The following is an 18690-nucleotide window of genomic DNA, read 5'->3' on the forward strand; positions in this document are numbered from 1 at the left end:
AACAATTAATTTTGGATCTTTTATTTTTTATATTTTATTTTTTATTATAAAATCTATGCCAAAAGAAAAAAGGGAGGAAAAGAAAATCAGTGAAGAAAGTGATAAATTACAAGCTGCGGAAAATGCCATTAGTCAGATAAAAGAAAAATTTGGTGACGGTTCAATTATGAAGCTGGGCGAGGCTCATAAGACAAATGTTGATAGCATCCCAACCGGTTGCCTTTCGCTTGATATTGCTTTGGGCGTTGGCGGCGTGCCGCGGGGCCGGGTGCTTGAAATTTTTGGACCAGAAATGAGCGGTAAATCAACTTTGGCCCAGCATATTGTGGCCGAGGTCCAGAAGCGAGGAGGCATTGCCGCATATATTGATGCGGAACACGCGCTTGATCCTGATTATGCCAAAAAATTGGGAGTGAAAGTTGACGACCTTTTCATTTCCCAGCCAGACACCGGGGAGCAGGCTCTAGAAATTGTAGAAACCTTGGTGCGGTCCAATGGAGTGGATGTGATTGTGGTGGATAGCGTGGCGGCCTTGGTGCCCAAAAGAGAGATTGAAGGCGAGATGGGGGACCAGCACATGGCTTTGCAGGCGAGGCTGATGAGCCAGGCCCTAAGGAAGCTGGCCGGGATTATCGGCAAGACAAATACAGTGGTGATTTTTATAAACCAAATAAGAATGAAAATCGGGGTATTTTTTGGCAATCCGGAAACCACCCCCGGCGGCACAGCCTTAAAGTTTTATTCATCCGTGAGAATTGAGGTCCGGCGCTCTGCTTTGATTAAAATGGGAGAAAAAGTGATTGGCAACCGAGTCCGGTGTAAAGTAGTAAAAAATAAAGTGGCCGCCCCTTTTAGGGCTTGTGAATTTGATATTATGTATAATGAAGGAATTTCCTTGACCGGCGATTTAATTGATTTGGGGGTTCAATACGAGGTTGTAGCTAAAAGCGGCAACAGCTACAGTTTTGAAGGAGAAAAGCTGGCATTAGGAAGAGAAGCAGCCAAGCGCTCCTTAAAGGAAAACCCAAAGATGATAAGAGAGATACGGAAAAGAATTTGGGAGAAGGTGCGATTAGCAGAGCAAGAAGACAACAGGTAGTTTTATGACAGTCTTAAGTTGGACTTGTTAAAGTTGTATCAATACGGTAGTTAATGGGTTCGGCAAGCTCACCACAAATAGAGCTAATAATTTTAAAATACAAAAACCCCGTGGAGCGCGGGGTTTTTGCTTGGTAAAAAAGCCCAGTCCTTTTAAATGTGGACTGGGTTGTTTTGAAATTTAGTAGAGCTTATGGAGTAAGACGTAATCTACCCCATCGTAACTGAATTTACGCAAAGGGTGGAATTTTTTCAGTGGCGAAGTTTGTAACCAATGAGAGGAAATCAGGACATAATCTATCCTCCCTTTTTCTAAGTTTTTAGCAATGTCTTGTTCATTATTATCGCGTTTAATCGTAATGCACTCTTCAGGAAACCCGAGGAGCGCCTGCAGATGCAACTTGATGGAGTCGTCGTCAATTCGGGTTTGTACGACAGTGGCTACAACAATAGGCGTTTGTTCTCCTTCTCGCGGCATAGTAGCAACGCAACTTAAGACAAACAAACTGGCCAGCAAACACATTATTCTTCCTCGCAACATCGTTCACTATCCCCTTTCATTTTTCAATGATTTTGAAGTTTGGGAATCCTCCCTACATTCTCTCAACGTACTCCCCAGTCTCTGTGTTTATCCGTAATACATCCCCCTCTTTAACAAACAAGGGAACCTGGATTTGCATTCCAGTTTCCAAAGTTATAGTTTTAGTAACCGAACCCTGGGCTGTATCGCCGCGGATGCCGGGTGGCGCTTGGGTAACTTTAAGCTCAACTTTAGCCGGCAGGAAAATTGAAACCGGCGTGTTTTTAAAATCTAAGACATCCACATTTTGGCCTTCTTTTAGCAATCCGGCTTCCGTGCCCAGCTGTTCTTTGGTTAAGAAGAATTGGTCATAAGTTTCCTCGTTCATAAAGTGATATTCATCACCCTGGTTATACAAAAAATTGGCTTTACTTCGTTTAAGCTCAGCGGTTTCTACTTTGTCTCCTTGTTTATAGGTTTTTTCTAGGACTTTACCACTAATCAGACTGCGGATTTTTACGCGGACACTGGCACCGCCGCGTCCCATATGCTTGTGTTCGGATTTAAGTACAGCATAAGGTTCGTCATCGATTTGGATTTCAGTTCCTATTTTTAAATCGTTAATGGTTAACATGGCGTATTATTTATCTTTTCACTATCTTGAAATAAAAGGAATCAAACCCATAATGCGGGCTCGTTTAATGGCAGCGGCTATTTTGCGCTGATGTTTGGCGCAAAGTCCGCTCCGCCGTTTAGGCACGATTTTATTATAAGAAGAAATAAATTTTTGGAGGATTTGGATGTTTTGATAATCTATTTCTTTGATGCCGTTAATACAAAAGTAACACGGCTTTTCTTTGATGATAGTATTGGTTTTTCTAGGCATATTCTTTTTATTTACTATTTACTATTCACCGGGCAAGCGCCAGCGCTACCCCATAATAATTAAAGAGGAGAAAGAATAGTAAATAGTAAATAGTAAATTTATTAATTTACTATTTACTATAAACAGGAGATCCTAAAGATTAAGCATTATCTTGATTTTCTATACCTGGGGGTTTCCTAAAACGGTACTTCTTCTACATTAACTTCCTCGTCACCAGTTGGCGGTTGAGAGGCTTCGGACTGGGTTGGCTCTTCTGTTGGTGATGGAGGCGGTGTTTCGGTCATGGGTGCGGGTTCATTAGCGCCTTTCGTATCAAGCATAATCATATTATCAGCAACAATTTCTGTGCGATAGCGCTTGATACCGTCTTGGCCATCCCAGCTCCTTGTTTGCAAGCGGCCTTCAATATAAATTTTTGAGCCTTTGCGTAAATATTGACCGCAGATTTCTGCCAATCTTCTCCAAGCAACTATATTGTGGAACTCTACTGCTTCTTGTTTTTGACCGGCAGCATCGGTCCAAACTCTGTTAGTAGCGAGTCCAAAAGAGGTAACTGTGTGGCCCGAAGGAATAGTCCGAGTCTCTGGGTCGCGCGTTAGGCGACCAATAATCATGGCTTTGTTTAAATCCATACTTTTTTCCTTATACGAATAGCTACGAATAAATGACGAATAGCAACAAATTGCGAATTACGAATTTTTGAATCCGTGATCCGTGGCCATCCGTTTAAATCCGCGGCAATTCGTTTATAATTATATATCTTCTTCTAATATTTTATCAAGCTTTTTACCCAACTCATCCAGGCTGATTTTCGGTCTAGCTGATTTCTTTTGCTTGGTTGTTGGCCGGATCTCTTTTTGGATAGTTTCGGTAATTTCGGGGATTTTTTGATTCGGTATTTTTTCTAAAACAGCCTTGTTTTTTTCAATTGTTTTTTTTCTTTTAGCTTCACCCACTGTGGGTTTGTAGCCGCCGGGCCTTTTCTTAGTAACTTGAAATCTTAAAACCTCGGGAACGAGCTTGAGTTCTTTGGTTAATTTTTCTATAGTTTCGGGATTAGAATCAACTTCATTGGCAATAAAATAGCCATGCCGGACATGTTTTATAGGATAAGCCAATTTTCTTTTGACTAGTTTTTCCTCATGAACGATTTTGCCGCCAGTGGATTTGATCAGGTTATTTATTTTATCAATAATTGGCTTAACTTCTTTCTCGGTGAAGTTCACCGGAATAATGTAAAGCAGTTCATAGTGATTAAGCATATGGTCTTTGGCTGATTAGTTAATGATGAATAAAGAGAATGGTAGAATTATTTTACCACACCTTGTTGTAAAATGCAAATTTTAGGTATAATATAATAATGGGACCGCGCTTCCAATGTCAGATTATCAGATTAAATAATTATTATCAAACTATGCAACACTTTTTTATTTTAGGGAAAACCCCGGATTTGTCAATAGTTGAGCTTCGGGAAATGTTTATAAAAAAAACGTCTAAGCCGGGAGCATCATGGCGACGGCCAGGCGAGTCGGTATTAATCGTGGATTCGCAAAAAGAATTTGACCACGAGGCTATAATTAAACGTTTGGGCGGGACAGTCAAGGTGGGAAAAATTGTAAAACAGTTAAATCGTCTGCAGGAGATAGAACCCCAGGTTATCACCCAGTTGATTTTAAACCACGTTAGCTTGGAGAAGAAGATCTATTTTGGTTTTTCCCCAGAGGGTGGGACAGACCCCAAATTTTGTTCAGCCTCTTATAGAAGCGAAGGTGTTTTTAAAAAATTAGGATTGGCAGTAAAAAAAGGTTTAAAAGACAAGGGTATCAGCTCTCGTTTTGTTACTTCCAAAGATAAGAGCTTGTCTTCTGTGGTGGTCCAAAAGAACAAATTAGTTTCCCCTCGGGGCATAGAATTGGTTTTTATTTTTGATCGTGAGCAAGTTTTTATTGGACAAACTTTAGCTGTTCAGGATTTTAAAGATTATTCTTTTCGTGATTATGCCAGGCCTTCCCGGGATTTGAGAGTGGGGATGCTGCCGCCAAAGTTGGCCAAGATGATGATTAATATAACAGGGCTAAATTTTGATAAAGTTATTTTAGATCCTTTTTGCGGCGGAGGAACAATTTTGCAAGAAGCTTTGCTCATGGGTTACGAGCAGGTGATTGGCGGCGACATTAACCAGAACATGTTAGGAGGGGCTTTAAATAATTTAAGCTGGATTAAGGCTAAGTATAACTTACTTGATTTGAGCCGGCACTACCAGTTATATCGCAGTGATGCTTCCAAGCTTTCGCAGGTGGTTCCTCACGGATCGGTTGATGGTATTGTTACCGAGCCCCACCTTGGTCCGCCCCTAACAGGCAAGGAAAATGCCAAGCAATTAGTAAGGGTAACCAGCGAGCTGTCCGAGTTGTATGTCGGCGCTTTCCGAGAATTTAAAAAGGTTTTGCGAAAGGATGGCGTGGTAGTGATGGTTTGGCCGGTGTTTATTTCTAATCATTCTCGGCCTTCGCCTAAACATCCGCAGGCCGGAAGATTGTCCATTGATATTTTACCGCAGGTTGAAAAGCTTGGCTTTGAATCGGTCTTGCAAAAAGAGCAGCCTGATTTAGCCAAAACAACAGACCGGGGTTCTATTATCTATTCGCGGCCAGACCAGTGGGTAGCGAGAGAGATATTTAAATTTCGGGTAAAAAAATCGTAGAGACAAGGCAGTGCCTGGTCCCTACGGTTTGTCTAAAAAATAAAAAAGGACTCCATTACTTTTTAACTGGAGCCCTTATTGTTTTGTGACAGTTGGTCTATTGTATATTGATATTCTAAACGAATTAGCCATTAAGATGAATAAATGCCGCCATTGATCCTTGGATAGAGATTCGCATACTAGTTTCTCTTTTTTTTCTACCATGCCTTCCGACCATTCCGGATGAAGAAGGTGCAGACATTCATGAATTAGGGTTAGAAGTATATCCCACTTAGGATTTATATAGATTATCTTGTCTGATGGTTCAATTATTCCTTGTCTGGACGGGTTTGTATCAAAATCAATCTCATAGTTTTCTAATTTGAGAAGATTATATATTCTTCGCCATAATTTTTGGGCTTTATTTGCCATTTAATCCTCCTCTCGGCCGTATGTCGCGGCAGTTGGGATACTTTGGGAATCGTATTATTTTTATTACTCCTTTTTTTGTAGGGATGGCCGTGCCTGGTTTCCCACATATCAATCAGAATCTTTCGCGCTTCTCCACATAATGCATCCAGTGCCCAGCGGTCGGCTTCTTCTTGGTCGCCAATGCCCGCAATAACATGGGCGCGCTCGTGGGCAATAATAATTTCTCGTTTGACGGGCTCCAAAGCCATTACGGCGGTTGAAAGTAGAATACATGGTATGCCACCGCTTTTGTCGCTCAAAGCTATTTTCTCCTCCATATCGATTTCGGCTCCAAGGGCTTGGGCGCGTTTTTTAAAAGCCTCAAATTCTTTTTCATCTAAAGGAATGATCAATACATCGTTAGTCTTAGTCATGCGCATTTACCTCCACATTTGATTGTCAAAGTGCCAATTATAGTTAGAGAGTTTAGGGTTTTAAAACCCAGTCTAACTAAACTTAAAATTTTTGTCAATATTTTATTTAAAATGAAACAAACATACATCCCCGTCTTGCATTTCGTAGTTTTTGCCTTCCAGATGCATTAGGCCTTTCTCCTTGGCCAGGTGTTCGCCGCCAGCCCTAACAAAGTCCTGCCAGTTGATAATTTCCGCTTTGATAAAACCTTCTTCAAAGTCGGTATGGATTTTACCGGCAGCTTCCGGCGCTTTGGCGCCTTGGGAAATAGTCCAGGCATGGGTTTCTTTGGGTCCGGAAGCAAAAAAAGTAATTAGATTGAGCAACTTATATGAAGCAATAATCAGGCGGTCAAGCCCGGATTCTTGGATGCCTGCTTCTTGCATGTATTCTTTGGCTTCGGATTCTTCAAGCTCGGCAATTTCCGATTCGATTTTAGCGGAAAGAGAGATTGCCAGTTGTTGACCATTAAATTGGGAATCTGGTTTTTGTTTAATGTCCTCCTCATCAATGTTTATTACATAGAGCATGGGTTTTAATGTCAGAAGTCCGAGATCTTTGATTAGCTTTTGCTGTTCGTTTGATAATTCTACGGTTGAGGCTAGCTTGCCGTCATCAAGAGCGGTTTTTATTTTTTTATAGATTTCCAGCAATTGCTGCAGTTCCTTATCGCCGCTTCGGGCTTTGCCTTCTGTATCAGCAGCCCGTTTGGTTATTGTGGACAGGTCGGCCATAATCAGTTCAAGATTAATGATTTCAATATCATTTTTGGGATTAACTTCGCCCTCAATATGGGTAACATCAAGATTATGAAAGTTGCGGACAACCTGGCAGATTGCGTCAACCTCGCGGATATTGGATAAAAATTGGTTGCCAAGCCCCTCGCCCTTATGGGCGCCCTTAACTAAGCCGGCAATATCAACAAACTCAATCGTGGTGGGGACAATTTTTTCCGATTGGGAAATTTTTGCCAATTGCTCAAGCCGTTCATCAGGAACCTTAACCACGCCCACATTAGGATCAATAGTGCAAAATGGGTAATTAGAAGCGTCAACTTGTTTTTTTGTCAGGGCCTTGAATAATGTGGATTTACCCACATTAGGCAGGCCGACGATGCCGATGGAGAAAGACATAGATGTAGAAATTTTAAAGCTGGTTTTACTTTAGCAAAATATTGGTATAAATACAATGTTTTTTTTCTGGGAGTGATTATGTTATAATAAAGTCATGTTAACCGCCTTGATTCCAATTTTTATTTTCACTCCCTTGGTGGAGTTAGCGCTTTTGATAGAAGTGGGCCAGAGGATTGGCACTTTGCCTGCGGTTTTGATTGTGGTAGCAACCGGCGCCTTGGGCGCGATTTTAGCCCAGTGGCAGGGCGCGCGAGTCTGGAAGAGTCTGCAAGAAGATTTGCAGGCATTAAAAATGCCGACTGATAAAATTATTGAAGGGGCGCTGGTGCTGGTTGGCGGCGTGCTTTTAATTACCCCGGGACTGCTTACTGATGTGATTGGGTTTTTGCTGGTGATTCCCTGGAGCCGGACATTGGTACGGGAGCTGATTAAAAAGCGGTTTGAGCGCAAGATACAGCGGGCGAGGTTTAAGGTGATTGGATAATAAGCTTGGCTCGCTGACGCTCGCCTTCGCGTAATACTGTAGTAACTCAATGGTAATACAATAGTAACTCATTGTAATTTATTGTTTCTATGAATAATGATACTAAAAAATTTGAGGTTCTGGAGCATCCGGCGGATTTGAAAATAAGGGCTTGGGGCAAGGATTTAAAAGAAGTTTTTACTAACATGGCCTTGGGAATGATGCAAAGTATTAAGTCTAATGCTCAAGGCGCGGCCAGAACAGAGCATGAAGTTAAAATTTCCTCAATTAACCGAGAAAGTTTGTTGATTGATTTTTTAAGCGAGCTTTTATATTTGGTTGAGATCAACAGGGAGGTTTATTCTAAGATTGAAATTACTCAATTGAGTGAAAAATATTTACAAGCCAAACTTTATGGTGTAAAAGCGCGCGGTTTTGATTTGGAGATTAAGGCCGTGACTTATGGCGGGGAGGAGGTGAGGCGCGGAGGTGGCGGGTGGGAGGCGGTAGTTATCTTTGACATTTGACACTAGATTAAAATTTTGTTAGACTTAAAGCAGCTTAAAGTTTAACTTTATTTTTATGCCCGAGGCGCAAATTATCGGAGTAAAACAGCTTTATACCAACTTAAAAAAAATCTCCCAAAGAACAGCCAAAGGAGAAAGTTTTATTGTTGTTAGGCGCTCGCAACCACTTTTTAGGGTTATCCCTTACCAAAAGGAAGAGTCTAAAAAATACACCCTAAAAGATTTAGAGAAACTCCAGTTTAATAGTGGAGATAAAGATTTAAGTAAGAAAATTGACGAGGTAGTATATAAACATAAATAAAATTAGGTAAAAATATGATAATTCTAGATTCTAATATTTGGATAGCTCTTTTAAATATTGATGATTCGGATCACGCGCGGGCCCAAGAGTTAATGAAGGATTTAGAAGAGAATATTATCGTGACCGAACACGTACTTTTAGAAGTAGCAACTATAATTTCTCAAAAAGTTGACAAAGATACAGCTGATAATTTCATCAAAAGAGTGATTAGTACCAAAGAAATTGAAATTTTTCCCTCTTCCGAGGAGTTTTTAGATAGGGTTATCAAGTTTTATTTGTCAAAATCTAATAGAAATTTATCTTTTGTTGATTATTCATTACTTCTGCTTTCCAAGAGAATAAAGGTTATTACTTTTGATAAAATACTTAAAAAAGAACTGGCAAAAGTTTTATGATTAGCAAAAATGATTTAAAAAGAATAAGTGATTATCTCTGGGAAATACCCAGAGATTTTAAATCCGGCATGAAAGTGCCGGCGCGGTTTTATGCGAGCGAGAAAATGTTGGACCAGCTTTTTAAAGACCGGTCCTTGGAGCAACTAGTTAATGTCGCGACTTTACCGGGCGTAGAAAAATATGCATTGGCAATGCCGGATATCCACGAAGGTTATGGTTTCCCGATTGGCGGGGTGGCTGGCATTGATGCGGAGACCGGTGTGATTTCACCTGGTGGCGTGGGTTATGACATCAATTGCGGGGTCCGACTTTTGCGAAGTGAAAAAAGCTTTGATGAGATTAAGCATAAACTTGTTGACCTAGTTAATCAAATTCAGCGCGATGTGCCTTCTGGCGTGGGCCGAGGCGGTCGGATTAAGCTGGAAAAAGAATCAATGGATAAAATTTTGACTTTGGGAGCGAGGCGAGCAGTAGAGCTCGGCTATGCCAAAGAAGAGGACTTAGAAAATTGCGAAGAAAGGGGCTCAATGCCTGGCGCTGATGCAAGCGCGGTGTCTGACCGAGCCAAGAGGCGAGGTTATGACCAGTGCGGCACTTTGGGCAGTGGTAATCATTTTTTAGAAATCCAAAGGGTAGAGCAGATATTTAATCAAGAAGCGGCCAAGGTTTTTGGATTATTCAAAGACCAAGTTACAATTATGATTCACTCGGGTTCGCGCGGCCTTGGCCACCAAGTTTGTACTGATTATGTGCGGCTAATGCAAAGCGCAATGGCTAAGTATAACATCAGACTGCCTGATCAGGAGCTGGCTTGCGCACCTTTCAGCTCTCCAGAGGGTCAGCAATATTTTAAAGCCATGGCCGCTAGCGCTAATTTTGCTTGGGCTAATCGGTTGATGATGGCGTATTTAATTAGGCAGGCGTGGAAACAGGTTATTGGTCAAGGCGAACTTGAGAGTGTTTATGATGTGGCGCATAATATTGCTAAGATAGAGAGACATGATATGAATAGACGAATCAGCACGAATCTGTACACAAATCGCACGAATCACGAATCTGACGTGAATATAAAAGTTAAGGAATTGATTGTTCATCGGAAGGGAGCGACTCGGGCGTTTGGGCCCGGTAGCAAAGAGGTGCCGGAAAAGTATCGGGAGGTGGGTCAGCCCGTGTTAATCCCGGGCTCCATGGGTACGGCTTCGTATGTTTTAGCGGGTAGCGGCAAAGCTATGCAGGAAACTTTTGGCAGTGTTTGCCATGGCGCGGGTCGGCGAATGTCCCGAGCCGCGGCTAAAAAACAGATTGATGCTGGTAAGTTAAAAAAGGATTTAGAAGCTAAAGGCATTATTATCCGTTGCGGTTCTGCTCGCGGCTTGGCTGAAGAAGCGCCTTTAGCGTATAAAGATATTGATAATGTGGTGCAGGTGGTAGCTGAAGCTGGTTTGGCCCAGAAAGTGGCGCGGTTGAAGCCGGTGGGGGTGGTGAAGGGCGGGTAGGGGAAATAAATTTTTAATTTTTACTTGACACCCCTCGTAACCCTCGGGGTGTCATTCCAGTTCCGGTTTTGATGGATTGACATCGCGACCCTAAGGAGCGATGTTAAGTCAGTCCGGTTTTGGATTTGACATCGCGACCGCGAGGAGCGATGTTATCAGAGTCGTGTTACGTGTATCGTGTATCGCGCTCCCAAGTTATGCACAATTTTATTCTTGTCATTTCTTCAACAGTGCGGTATAATAAGATAATAGACATCAAAAACCAAATTAATTGATTTTAGGAGGAGCTTCCATAAGGAGCGTCTCCTTTTATTTTATGAAAGGTGATTTGACCCATGTCCAGATTATTTTTTGGTTTTTCGAAAAAGATTTTTTGTATTACAAGAATCTTGGCCTTATTTATTAGGGCGAGGACTTTTTTTATAAATGCGAAATTATGCGAAATATGCGAAACTACGAAAATGCGAAAACGTGATAGAATTTTTCGCATTTTCGTAGTTTCGCATCAATGAATACAACTAACTATTTAAATATTTACCCTGTGCCTTGAAAAGGTATGGGGTTAATAAAGGTCGAATGTCCCGGTTTACCGGGATGATTGAATAATTAAGTTAAACCTGCTTTTAAAAGCAGGTTATGGAGATAAATTATGAAAAAAATTCTAATTAGTTTATCAATTATTGGAGCAGTTGCCGCTATTGTCATTGGCGCGACTACTGCTTTTTTCAGTGATATTGAGACAAGCAGCGGGAATACTTTTACTGCTGGCGTTGTTGACATTGTGGTTGACGATCAGAATCCCTGGGATGAACATTCAGAACCATTTGTATTAGATGATATCAAGCCTTCTCAGACTAGATATATAGAGTTTACCATTAGAAATTTGGTAGAGAGCAATCCGGCTGATGTTTGGAAGCATATTAATGTTACCAGCCAGGTGGACGGAGTTATTACCGAGCCAGAATGTACTGAAGGTGGAGGAACTTGGATTTGGGAGCCAGTAACTCAAACTGGGACATGTGAAGGTGATTACGAGGAAAGGAATAATTTGGCTGCTTATATTATCTATGATTTGTATGTGTGTGAGGATCCTGCAACAGACAAATGTTTGACAGATGGAGATAGCAAACCTACTGATATCGGAGATTGGATACCAATTATTACAGAGGAGCAGTATGTGCGGCTTGATAATGTTAGTAGCGCTTGGATTAAATTAGGCCAATTAAACTCAGCTAAAGAATTGAAAGTCGTGCAGAGTTATCATTTGCGGTCTTGGCCAGATGCCCCAGAAGAAGAAGTTGGCAACTGGGCCCAAGGGGATATCTTGACTTTTGATATTGAAATTTATGCTGAACAACTTGGCGGTTATGGTCCAAAAGGTGAGCAAGCAATGCTTACTTTAGATAATAAAGATGAAAATTGGGACCCAGTTAGTGACGATATCAGCGCTACTTTGACCTATAAAACTTCAGGCGAAGAGTTTGATTACTCCTTAACTGGAACAGTACAGAATACAGACACTAACTATTGCTTGATTTATTATGCAGATCCATATCCAGGGAATGGGCCTGGAGGGACTGGCGGTGCTTTAATTGGCAGTGAACTATCTGATGGCGCTGGTAATATTACAATGTCAGGCACACCGGATCTTGGTATGGATCTCCCAAGTGCTGATGATGACAATTATCCAGCAGGAGCTAAGATTTGGTTAGTGCCTTGCGGCGAGTATGATCAAGCTGGGAATATGTTAACTGCTTGGAATCCAGCTGAATATCTATTTGAGATGCAATTCATCACCTATGATGATACGGGTATCTAAGAAATAAAAGACACCAGGTGTCCAAGAGGATACCTGGTGTCATGGATATAATTATATGAAAAAGATACTCGTTAGTCTTGTAATTATTAGTATTATCTTGATGATTGTTGTTAGTGCGACAGTTGCTTATTTTTCTGATAGTGAAACCAACAGAGGCAACACCTTTGCCAACGGTACTTTGGATTTACAAATAAGCGATCAGGATGACCCTTGGGGAGACGGAGTTACTGCTACTTGGGTAATGGACGATATGATACCCGGAGATATAAGCGCCAGGAATAGTGTTTATCTAAGAAATATTGGCAGTATTGAAGCCGATCATGTGGAGATAAGTGTTGAGAATATTACGACTGATCCCAATAATGAAGAAAGTGATATAGAGCATCCCACTATTGATAATTTGGATAAATGGATGGAGATTATAGAGATGTATTATAGCGGCAACAATGTCTTAATTGGTTTGAATGATAATAATGCTAATGGCTGGAAAGATTTAGATGATCTGGAATCTCAAGGGCTAAATGATTTGACTCCGTCTCCGTCTGCCAATAGCGGCAATATGAAAACTTTTACGATGCAGCTCAAGTTTAGAGAAGATATTGGCAATGAATTTCAAGGCGATGTTTTAGAAAGCACATTTACTTTCAGGCTGAATCAAGATGCCAGTCAATAAGCTTAAGGTCTTTTTTTCCTCCTAACAAAATATGTTGGGGGGAGGATTAAGATTTTAAAAGATATGAGAATTTTCAAAATTATTTATTACATTTTTCTTTCTTGTTTAGCAATTATTGCTTTACTTTTGGTCTCTACCATTTTTCCCATCACCGGAAATTTTAAAGTTCTAGTGGTCCAGTCGGGTTCAATGGAGCCGGCGGTTAGGCAGGGAGGGATTGTGGTTATTAAGCCCGCGACTGAATATCACGTTGGTGATGTGATTACATTTGGCAAGGCAAGCAGAACCGAGGCGCCAACCACCCATAGAATTTTTGATATCAAGGTTGAGCAAGGCAAAACAACTTACATTACAAAAGGTGATGCTAACAATGGTCCGGACAAAAGAGAAATTGCCTCAAGAGAAATTATTGGTAAGGTTTTATTTAATGTTCCTTATGTTGGTTATGCGATTGATACTGCCAAAAAACCCTGGGGTTTTATTTTGATAATTGTTATCCCGGCGCTAATTATTATTTATGATGAGGGGGTAAAAATTTGGAAAGAGATAAAAAGAGTGAGGAATAAGAAAACAAGAAAAAGAAAAATCAAACATTTTAGCCTCTAGACATTCTAACACAACTTATGATTAAGAAGACAACGGCAAAAAAGCCTGGCCAAGCAAAGGGCAAGACAAGTGCCAGAACAAGGACCAGGAAAAGAGTTAACAAAAATGTTTCTTGTGATGTTTGTAAGGTAAAGCCGGTAAAAAGAAAAATCGCGAAGAAAGACAAGAGCGGCCAAATCATTAAAAAGTCAATTGGCAAACTGACTGTTTTGTTTTTGATTATTAGCCTTAACTGGTCTGGGCTTGCGGCTATTGGCGAAACTCTGGCTTATTTTAATGATACTGAAACTTTTTTAGAAAGCACTTATTCGGCCGGCACTTTGGATTTTTCTTTGAATCAATTCAACGGCTTCTCTCCTGATGTTACTCCCAGTCAATCAGCGAGCAGTACGATTGAGCTGGTAAATAATGGGAATTTAGCTTTTCAGTATGAAGCTTCCACCAGCACTATTTCTGGAGACTTAGATTTGTGCAAAGAACTTTATCTTGAGGTCTTTTTAGAATTAGAGCCAATTTACAACGGGAGCTTGTCTGGGTTTTCTCTGGCTACTTCTAGTCTGACAGTAGCGAGTTCAACTACTCAAAGTTTAGATTTTATTGTTTCTTTGGTCAGCAGTACTTCTAGTCTGCAAGACAAAACCTGTAATTTTGATTTTGAATTTCGCGCTTGGCAAAAGGACCAGCCGAGTTACGATCCAAAAGCCGGTTTTTCTGATGCGGAAATAATTAGCAATACAGTCACCAGCGGCAATTGGGAATACATTGTAATTAATAAAGTTTATTATGATGTGGATGATGCCCATGGTGATGACCCAGCCAATGAATGGGTTGAGCTTTATAATCCCACTGATTCTTCAGTTGATATTTCCGGTTGGAAAATTTTAGATAATCATTCAGAAGACCTGATTCCCACGTCTACTAGTTCCATACCCGCTTTAGGCTATGCCATTATTACTGGGGCAAGCTCAACTTTTGATTATTGGGATATCCCGGACCAGGCAGTAAAAATAGTATTAGCTGATGGAAAAATTGGCAATGGGCTTGGCAATGATAATGATATGCTGATTTTATTAGATGATGCCGGCAATATTGTTGACCAAATGAATTGGGGTACTCCTATCAATGGCTGGCCCAATTATAATTCAAATCTTTGGGATCCCGGCGCTGCTAAAGTAGCTGAAGGTAATCTTTTAAGCAGAGAACCCAATGGCTATGATACTGACCAAGCTTCTGATTGGACAGAATTTAGCCTACCCAGTGTCACGGTTATTATTCCCAATGGCGGCGAGGTTTGGTATGTGGGGGCCACCTCTACTATAGATTGGCAAGCAACAAATAATAACGGCGATGACAATGATTTAAGCATTGATATTTATTATTCAGCTGACAGCGGCAATACTTGGGGAAATATAGCAACCAGCACGGAAAATGACGGGACTTATGATTGGCGCGTCTCGCTTTGCCTTGATGATGGCAGCGGCTCTTGCTATTGGGTGCCTTCGGCTAAGGCCCGAATAAAAATCGTGGCGACTGATTATACTAAGAATTTTATGCTCACGGCTTGGGACGAAAGTGACGAGGATTTTTGTCCGCCTATTCTTTATGATTCATTAACTGATGAAGAACTGGAGTTATTGGAAAAAATGGGATTACTGCCTGATGATTTTATAAATCAGGAGGCAACAGATAGCGATGAATTAATTCCGGAGACAAGCGAAGAATCTGAAGAAGATGGTGAAGAAATAGAGAAACAAAGAAATAAAGAAACTAAGGATGCGAATATCGCGAATAATGGAGAAAGTGAGGTAGAAGAACCAGAGATGGCTGAAGAGGATGAGGATGAAGCTGAATTTGACGAGGAAGAAGATGATGACCTTGGCGGCGCGGTTGAAGAAAGTGATAATAAAGAAGTTGAAGCTAATGATGAGCCGGAATTAGAGCTTATTGAAAATAACCAGACTGATATTACCGAGGCTAATGCTTTGAGTACCGAAGATGTGATTAAGGGAGATGATGCAGAAGATAGTGATAATCAAATAGAAGAGGGTGATGAAATTGATGCTCAAGATGAGATTAAAACTGATGAATTAGATGAGCCTGATGAGTCAGGCGAACTTGAGCAAGCTAAAGAACCAGAAAAGCCAGAGGAATTAGAAGGCTCCGAAGAACCAGAGCCAGTTGATGCGTCAAAAGATATTATCAATGAAAATGATGATGACATTGTTTGACACCCCTCGTAACCCTCGGGGTGTCATTCCAGTTCCGGGTTTGATGGATTGACATCGCGACCCCAAGGAGCGATGTTAAGTCGTGTTACGTGTATCGTGTCTCGTGTATCGTGTTCCCAAGTTATCCACAACTTTTACCCCTATCTATATTGACAATATATTCGTTGGTTTGATAAAATATAAAAACATTTGAGAGATTGATCCCTTGATAAACTCGGGGTCTGCGAAAACAAAAACCTTTTTTATGGTTGTCTAATTAGTTCAGGAGGATTCAGGAGGAACTGAATTTTGCCCTATGCAAAAGCAAGCTTGTGTTATCCATACTTTCCGTGTGCGAAAAAAGGCTTTTTTAAATCCTTGCCTTTAATTATTGGCAGGGTTTTTTGTTTAACTAATTAGCCATTTAGAGCCATGTCAGATAATTTTTACATTTGGAGATGCGCTAAATGTTCCTGCCATTTGGCTAATATAGTGAAAATAGATGGCATGCTTAAGCAAGAAAAAAAATGTCCTAAATGCAAGTCTTTGAATACATTAACTTTGGCTAATAAAGAGATATCCATCCAGTGTAAAATTTTTGACCCGAGTATAAATGGTTATGGCGATGAAGAAGCAGAGGGTTATTCCTATTCAGCGCCGGGATAAAGGTCGGCTGTCCCTCCTGTCATCCCGAGCGAAGCCCCATTTCTCTGTCATTCCGACCGAAGCGACCCGCAGGGAGCGAAGTGGAGGAATCCCGACGATATCCTGTGGACGCTGTTGTGTTCCCATGTCCACGGTACATCCACGGGATTCCTCCACTCCCTCGTCCTCACTGCGGTTCGTCCTCGGTCGGTCGGAATGACAGAGAAATGGGGCTTCGGTCGAGATGACAGAAAAGAAAGGGTCGGTTGAGATAACACTTTAAAATAATATAATAGGCATACACGTTTTATTTACAAAACATAAACGCCTCTATAAAGAAGTAACTTTTCCTTCCTGTGTCTCCTTGGTCTAACAACTGGGGGGCCGGGTTTAAAGGTTATTTCTTGTAGGGGCGTTTTATAACTTTCAAAGGTCGATTCTTCCTGTTATCTAGAAATGGGAAGAAAAAAATATTAGTGATTAATCATTAGTAATTATCGAGCCATGTTGCGATTTTGTCCTTCTTTGGGAAAAAAATCCTTCACCTTTCGATAAACTCAAGGTGTGGGGGTAAAGGTCGAGAATATTCTTATAAAGAAGGGGTACAAAAACGTATAATATTATATGGCTTGAAAAGGAAAAAATCTATGAAGAAATTAATTGTTTTATCGTTAGTCTTGGTAATGTCAATGAGTTTGACATTATCTGCTACTACTGTATCTGCTACTGAACCCCCTTGTGATGGTGAAGTTTGTACTGAATTGACTAGGGGTGTTAGTGGCGGAACTGGCCCAATCATCAAAGCTAAATGGGAAATGCTTCGTCAGGGAAACTGGCATGGTACTGGTACCATTCTTGATCCTTATCGCCTTGATGATTTTACTGCTGCTGGCGCTCAATTTACTCCACCAAATGTTTGGGGTGCTAATATGGATTACGCTGTGTGCGCTATTGTCACCGATCCAAATGGTGTGGCAGATATTGATGGCGTTTATGTGGATATTTATTATCCACAAGGTATTGCGTTCCATTATGCTTATCCGGCCAATACAAGTTATAATGGAAAACCAATGGTTGCGGATGTAATAAATGGCAGCTCTCAAGATAAAGGCGTGCATGGCTGCGGAGAATTTATTGAAGAAAATGAATTATTGCCATTACCAAAAATGGATGGCTATAATTTATTCTGTGGTACAATTCGAAATGACAATAGTAATCTTCCAAAATTCTTCCCAATGGACCCAGATACCACACTTTATAACTATGATGAAATCTGTGGCGCCACGGGTGAGTTAATGAAAGAGACGGCTAAGGTTTATTGCGATGACAAAGATTTAACTTGGGAAGACCCGGCTGGTAATTATAGAGTTGAAGTTTTTGCTCAAGACAAAGCTGGTAATTTCAGCTACCTATCGCAAGATAAATCTGATATAGATTATAATGAGTTTACCTATTTAGAAGCTCAAGGTTATGACATTGATTTTACTGCTATTGATTATGGTGAAGTAGCGCTTAATAGCCACAAGATTATTTCTGGTGACTTAACTTGGGGTAATAATGTGCCATCAATCAGAAATACTGGTAATGTCCGACTGTATATATCTATAAACCAAGATGATATGGGCTTAGGCAAAGTAGGCACTACTTGGAATGTTAAGTATGATGCCAGAATAGGTAATGAACAACTTGATTGGAAATGGTATTGGCCAGAAGTCAATACTAAATTAGAAGACATTCTTGACTTGTCTGAAATTGAAGAAATGGATTTCTCTGTTTTGATTACCAAGTTCCCTTCAATTAGTGCTACATATACGGGCGTTATGGATTTAAGCGCTAGTAAAGCTGTCTTTAGAGGTTGTATACCTCAATAAGATTAGAATCCTTTTGGGAGGTCGGTTTATTCGGCCTCCTAGAGGAGCTTGGGTCTGAATAATTTTCGGCCCCAGACTTCTCTAAAAATTAATTTTATCCTTATGCAAAAAACACTTGTCTGCTTGCATGGCGGGAAACTTAGAAAAATTTTACTAGTTGTAAGTATTCTGGCTCTTGTCCTTGATATTGGTTTTCTGACCGCTCTTATTGGTACGCCAACAACCTTGGCCCAAGTGGCTCCTATCTGTCCCAATCCGGGTGATATTGTAATTAACGAAATCATGCAAAACCCTAACGCTGTCTTAAATGGTAATGGCGAGTGGTTTGAGGTTTATAACCCGACCGGAAGCGCGGTTGATTTGCAAGATTGCGTTATTAGCGATAATAATGGCGACAGCCATGTGATTGACCCGGTAATCAATGTTGACACTTCAGTTGTGCCTGCTGGCGGATATTTGGTTTTGGGCCGGAACCCGGTTAC

Annotated in this window: 22 protein-coding genes; 14 read left to right on the plus strand and 8 right to left on the minus strand. The window is 40.8% G+C overall.

All coding sequences use genetic code 11. The features are described 5' to 3' along the window. Positions 1–55: 55 nt before the first annotated feature. Entirely contained in the window at positions 56–1099 is a 1044-nt protein-coding gene (recA, locus tag KKD20_05870; GenBank protein MBU4332612.1) for a recombinase RecA, read from the plus strand. 180 nt (positions 1100–1279) lie between these two features. Here the strand turns inward: recA and KKD20_05875 are convergent, their stop codons facing one another. The 5 genes from KKD20_05875 to rpsF form a co-directional block, all read right to left on the minus strand. Beyond that, a complete protein-coding gene (locus KKD20_05875; GenBank protein MBU4332613.1) occupies positions 1280–1639 on the minus strand; it encodes a hypothetical protein in 360 nt (119 codons plus the stop codon). Positions 1640–1691: 52 nt separating this feature from the next. Beyond that, positions 1692–2252, minus strand: a complete 561-nt coding sequence (gene efp / locus KKD20_05880; protein ID MBU4332614.1) for an elongation factor P — start codon at positions 2250–2252, stop codon at positions 1692–1694. A gap of 21 nt (positions 2253–2273) precedes the next feature. Next, on the minus strand, positions 2274–2504 hold the full coding sequence (gene rpsR / locus KKD20_05885) for a 30S ribosomal protein S18 (protein MBU4332615.1): 231 nt from the start codon (positions 2502–2504) through the stop codon (positions 2274–2276). A gap of 176 nt (positions 2505–2680) precedes the next feature. Continuing rightward, positions 2681–3136 carry a single-stranded DNA-binding protein gene (locus KKD20_05890; GenBank protein MBU4332616.1) on the minus strand — a complete coding sequence of 152 codons (456 nt, stop codon included), beginning with the start codon at positions 3134–3136 and terminating at the stop codon, positions 2681–2683. A 120-nt stretch (positions 3137–3256) separates the two neighbouring features. Next, the gene (gene rpsF / locus KKD20_05895) at positions 3257–3766 is read right to left on the minus strand and encodes a 30S ribosomal protein S6 (protein ID MBU4332617.1); all 510 of its coding nucleotides are present in this window, start codon (positions 3764–3766) and stop codon (positions 3257–3259) included. A 152-nt stretch (positions 3767–3918) separates the two neighbouring features. On the opposite strand from rpsF, the gene KKD20_05900 reads away from it, so the two are divergent. Beyond that, positions 3919–5208, plus strand: a complete 1290-nt coding sequence (locus tag KKD20_05900) for a hypothetical protein (protein MBU4332618.1) — start codon at positions 3919–3921, stop codon at positions 5206–5208. A gap of 75 nt (positions 5209–5283) precedes the next feature. Here KKD20_05900 and KKD20_05905 read toward each other — a convergent pair whose 3' ends face one another. The 3 genes from KKD20_05905 to ychF all read right to left on the minus strand — a co-directional run bounded on the left by KKD20_05905 (position 5284) and on the right by ychF (position 7205). Beyond that, positions 5284–5619 carry a hypothetical protein gene (locus KKD20_05905; protein ID MBU4332619.1) on the minus strand — a complete coding sequence of 112 codons (336 nt, stop codon included), beginning with the start codon at positions 5617–5619 and terminating at the stop codon, positions 5284–5286. Beyond that, positions 5565–6032 carry a hypothetical protein gene (locus KKD20_05910; protein MBU4332620.1) on the minus strand — a complete coding sequence of 156 codons (468 nt, stop codon included), beginning with the start codon at positions 6030–6032 and terminating at the stop codon, positions 5565–5567. Before KKD20_05910 ends, KKD20_05905 begins: the two co-directional genes overlap by 55 nt. Positions 6033–6134: 102 nt before the next feature. Continuing rightward, a complete protein-coding gene (ychF, locus tag KKD20_05915; protein MBU4332621.1) occupies positions 6135–7205 on the minus strand; it encodes a redox-regulated ATPase YchF in 1071 nt (356 codons plus the stop codon). A gap of 94 nt (positions 7206–7299) precedes the next feature. Here ychF and KKD20_05920 point away from each other — a divergent pair, with 94 nt between their 5' ends. The 12 genes from KKD20_05920 to KKD20_05975 all read left to right on the plus strand — a co-directional run. Continuing rightward, the gene (locus KKD20_05920) at positions 7300–7689 is read left to right on the plus strand and encodes an FxsA family protein (GenBank protein MBU4332622.1); all 390 of its coding nucleotides are present in this window, start codon (positions 7300–7302) and stop codon (positions 7687–7689) included. Between the two features lie 89 nt (positions 7690–7778). Beyond that, positions 7779–8195 carry an archease gene (locus tag KKD20_05925; protein ID MBU4332623.1) on the plus strand — a complete coding sequence of 139 codons (417 nt, stop codon included), beginning with the start codon at positions 7779–7781 and terminating at the stop codon, positions 8193–8195. Positions 8196–8250: 55 nt separating this feature from the next. Next, positions 8251–8496 (plus strand): hypothetical protein, encoded by a 246-nt coding sequence (locus KKD20_05930; protein ID MBU4332624.1) that lies wholly within the window; start codon positions 8251–8253, stop codon positions 8494–8496. 14 nt (positions 8497–8510) lie between these two features. Next, entirely contained in the window at positions 8511–8891 is a 381-nt protein-coding gene (locus KKD20_05935) for a PIN domain-containing protein (GenBank protein MBU4332625.1), read from the plus strand. Beyond that, the gene (locus tag KKD20_05940) at positions 8888–10387 is read left to right on the plus strand and encodes an RtcB family protein (GenBank protein ID MBU4332626.1); all 1500 of its coding nucleotides are present in this window, start codon (positions 8888–8890) and stop codon (positions 10385–10387) included. The genes KKD20_05935 and KKD20_05940 overlap by 4 nt, the downstream gene beginning before the upstream one ends. Before the next feature lie 649 nt (positions 10388–11036). Next, positions 11037–12206, plus strand: coding sequence for a M73 family metallopeptidase (locus tag KKD20_05945; protein MBU4332627.1), 1170 nt, complete (start codon positions 11037–11039; stop codon positions 12204–12206). 55 nt (positions 12207–12261) lie between these two features. Then, a complete protein-coding gene (locus KKD20_05950; GenBank protein ID MBU4332628.1) occupies positions 12262–12879 on the plus strand; it encodes a M73 family metallopeptidase in 618 nt (205 codons plus the stop codon). Positions 12880–12942: 63 nt separating this feature from the next. Then, positions 12943–13485: a signal peptidase I gene (locus tag KKD20_05955; protein ID MBU4332629.1), complete on the plus strand. Its 543-nt coding sequence runs from the start codon at positions 12943–12945 to the stop codon at positions 13483–13485. A gap of 17 nt (positions 13486–13502) precedes the next feature. Then, positions 13503–15713 (plus strand): lamin tail domain-containing protein, encoded by a 2211-nt coding sequence (locus KKD20_05960; GenBank protein ID MBU4332630.1) that lies wholly within the window; start codon positions 13503–13505, stop codon positions 15711–15713. A 411-nt stretch (positions 15714–16124) separates the two neighbouring features. Beyond that, positions 16125–16358, plus strand: coding sequence for a hypothetical protein (locus KKD20_05965; GenBank protein MBU4332631.1), 234 nt, complete (start codon positions 16125–16127; stop codon positions 16356–16358). 626 nt (positions 16359–16984) lie between these two features. Continuing rightward, positions 16985–18208 (plus strand): hypothetical protein, encoded by a 1224-nt coding sequence (locus KKD20_05970; GenBank protein MBU4332632.1) that lies wholly within the window; start codon positions 16985–16987, stop codon positions 18206–18208. A gap of 102 nt (positions 18209–18310) precedes the next feature. Next, on the plus strand, positions 18311–18690 hold a 380-nt coding region (locus KKD20_05975), incomplete at its 3' end, for a lamin tail domain-containing protein (protein ID MBU4332633.1).

The sequence above is a fragment of the Patescibacteria group bacterium genome, assembly GCA_018896645.1.
Classification (GTDB): Bacteria; Patescibacteriota; Patescibacteriia; order UBA2591; family JABMQE01; genus JAHIMF01.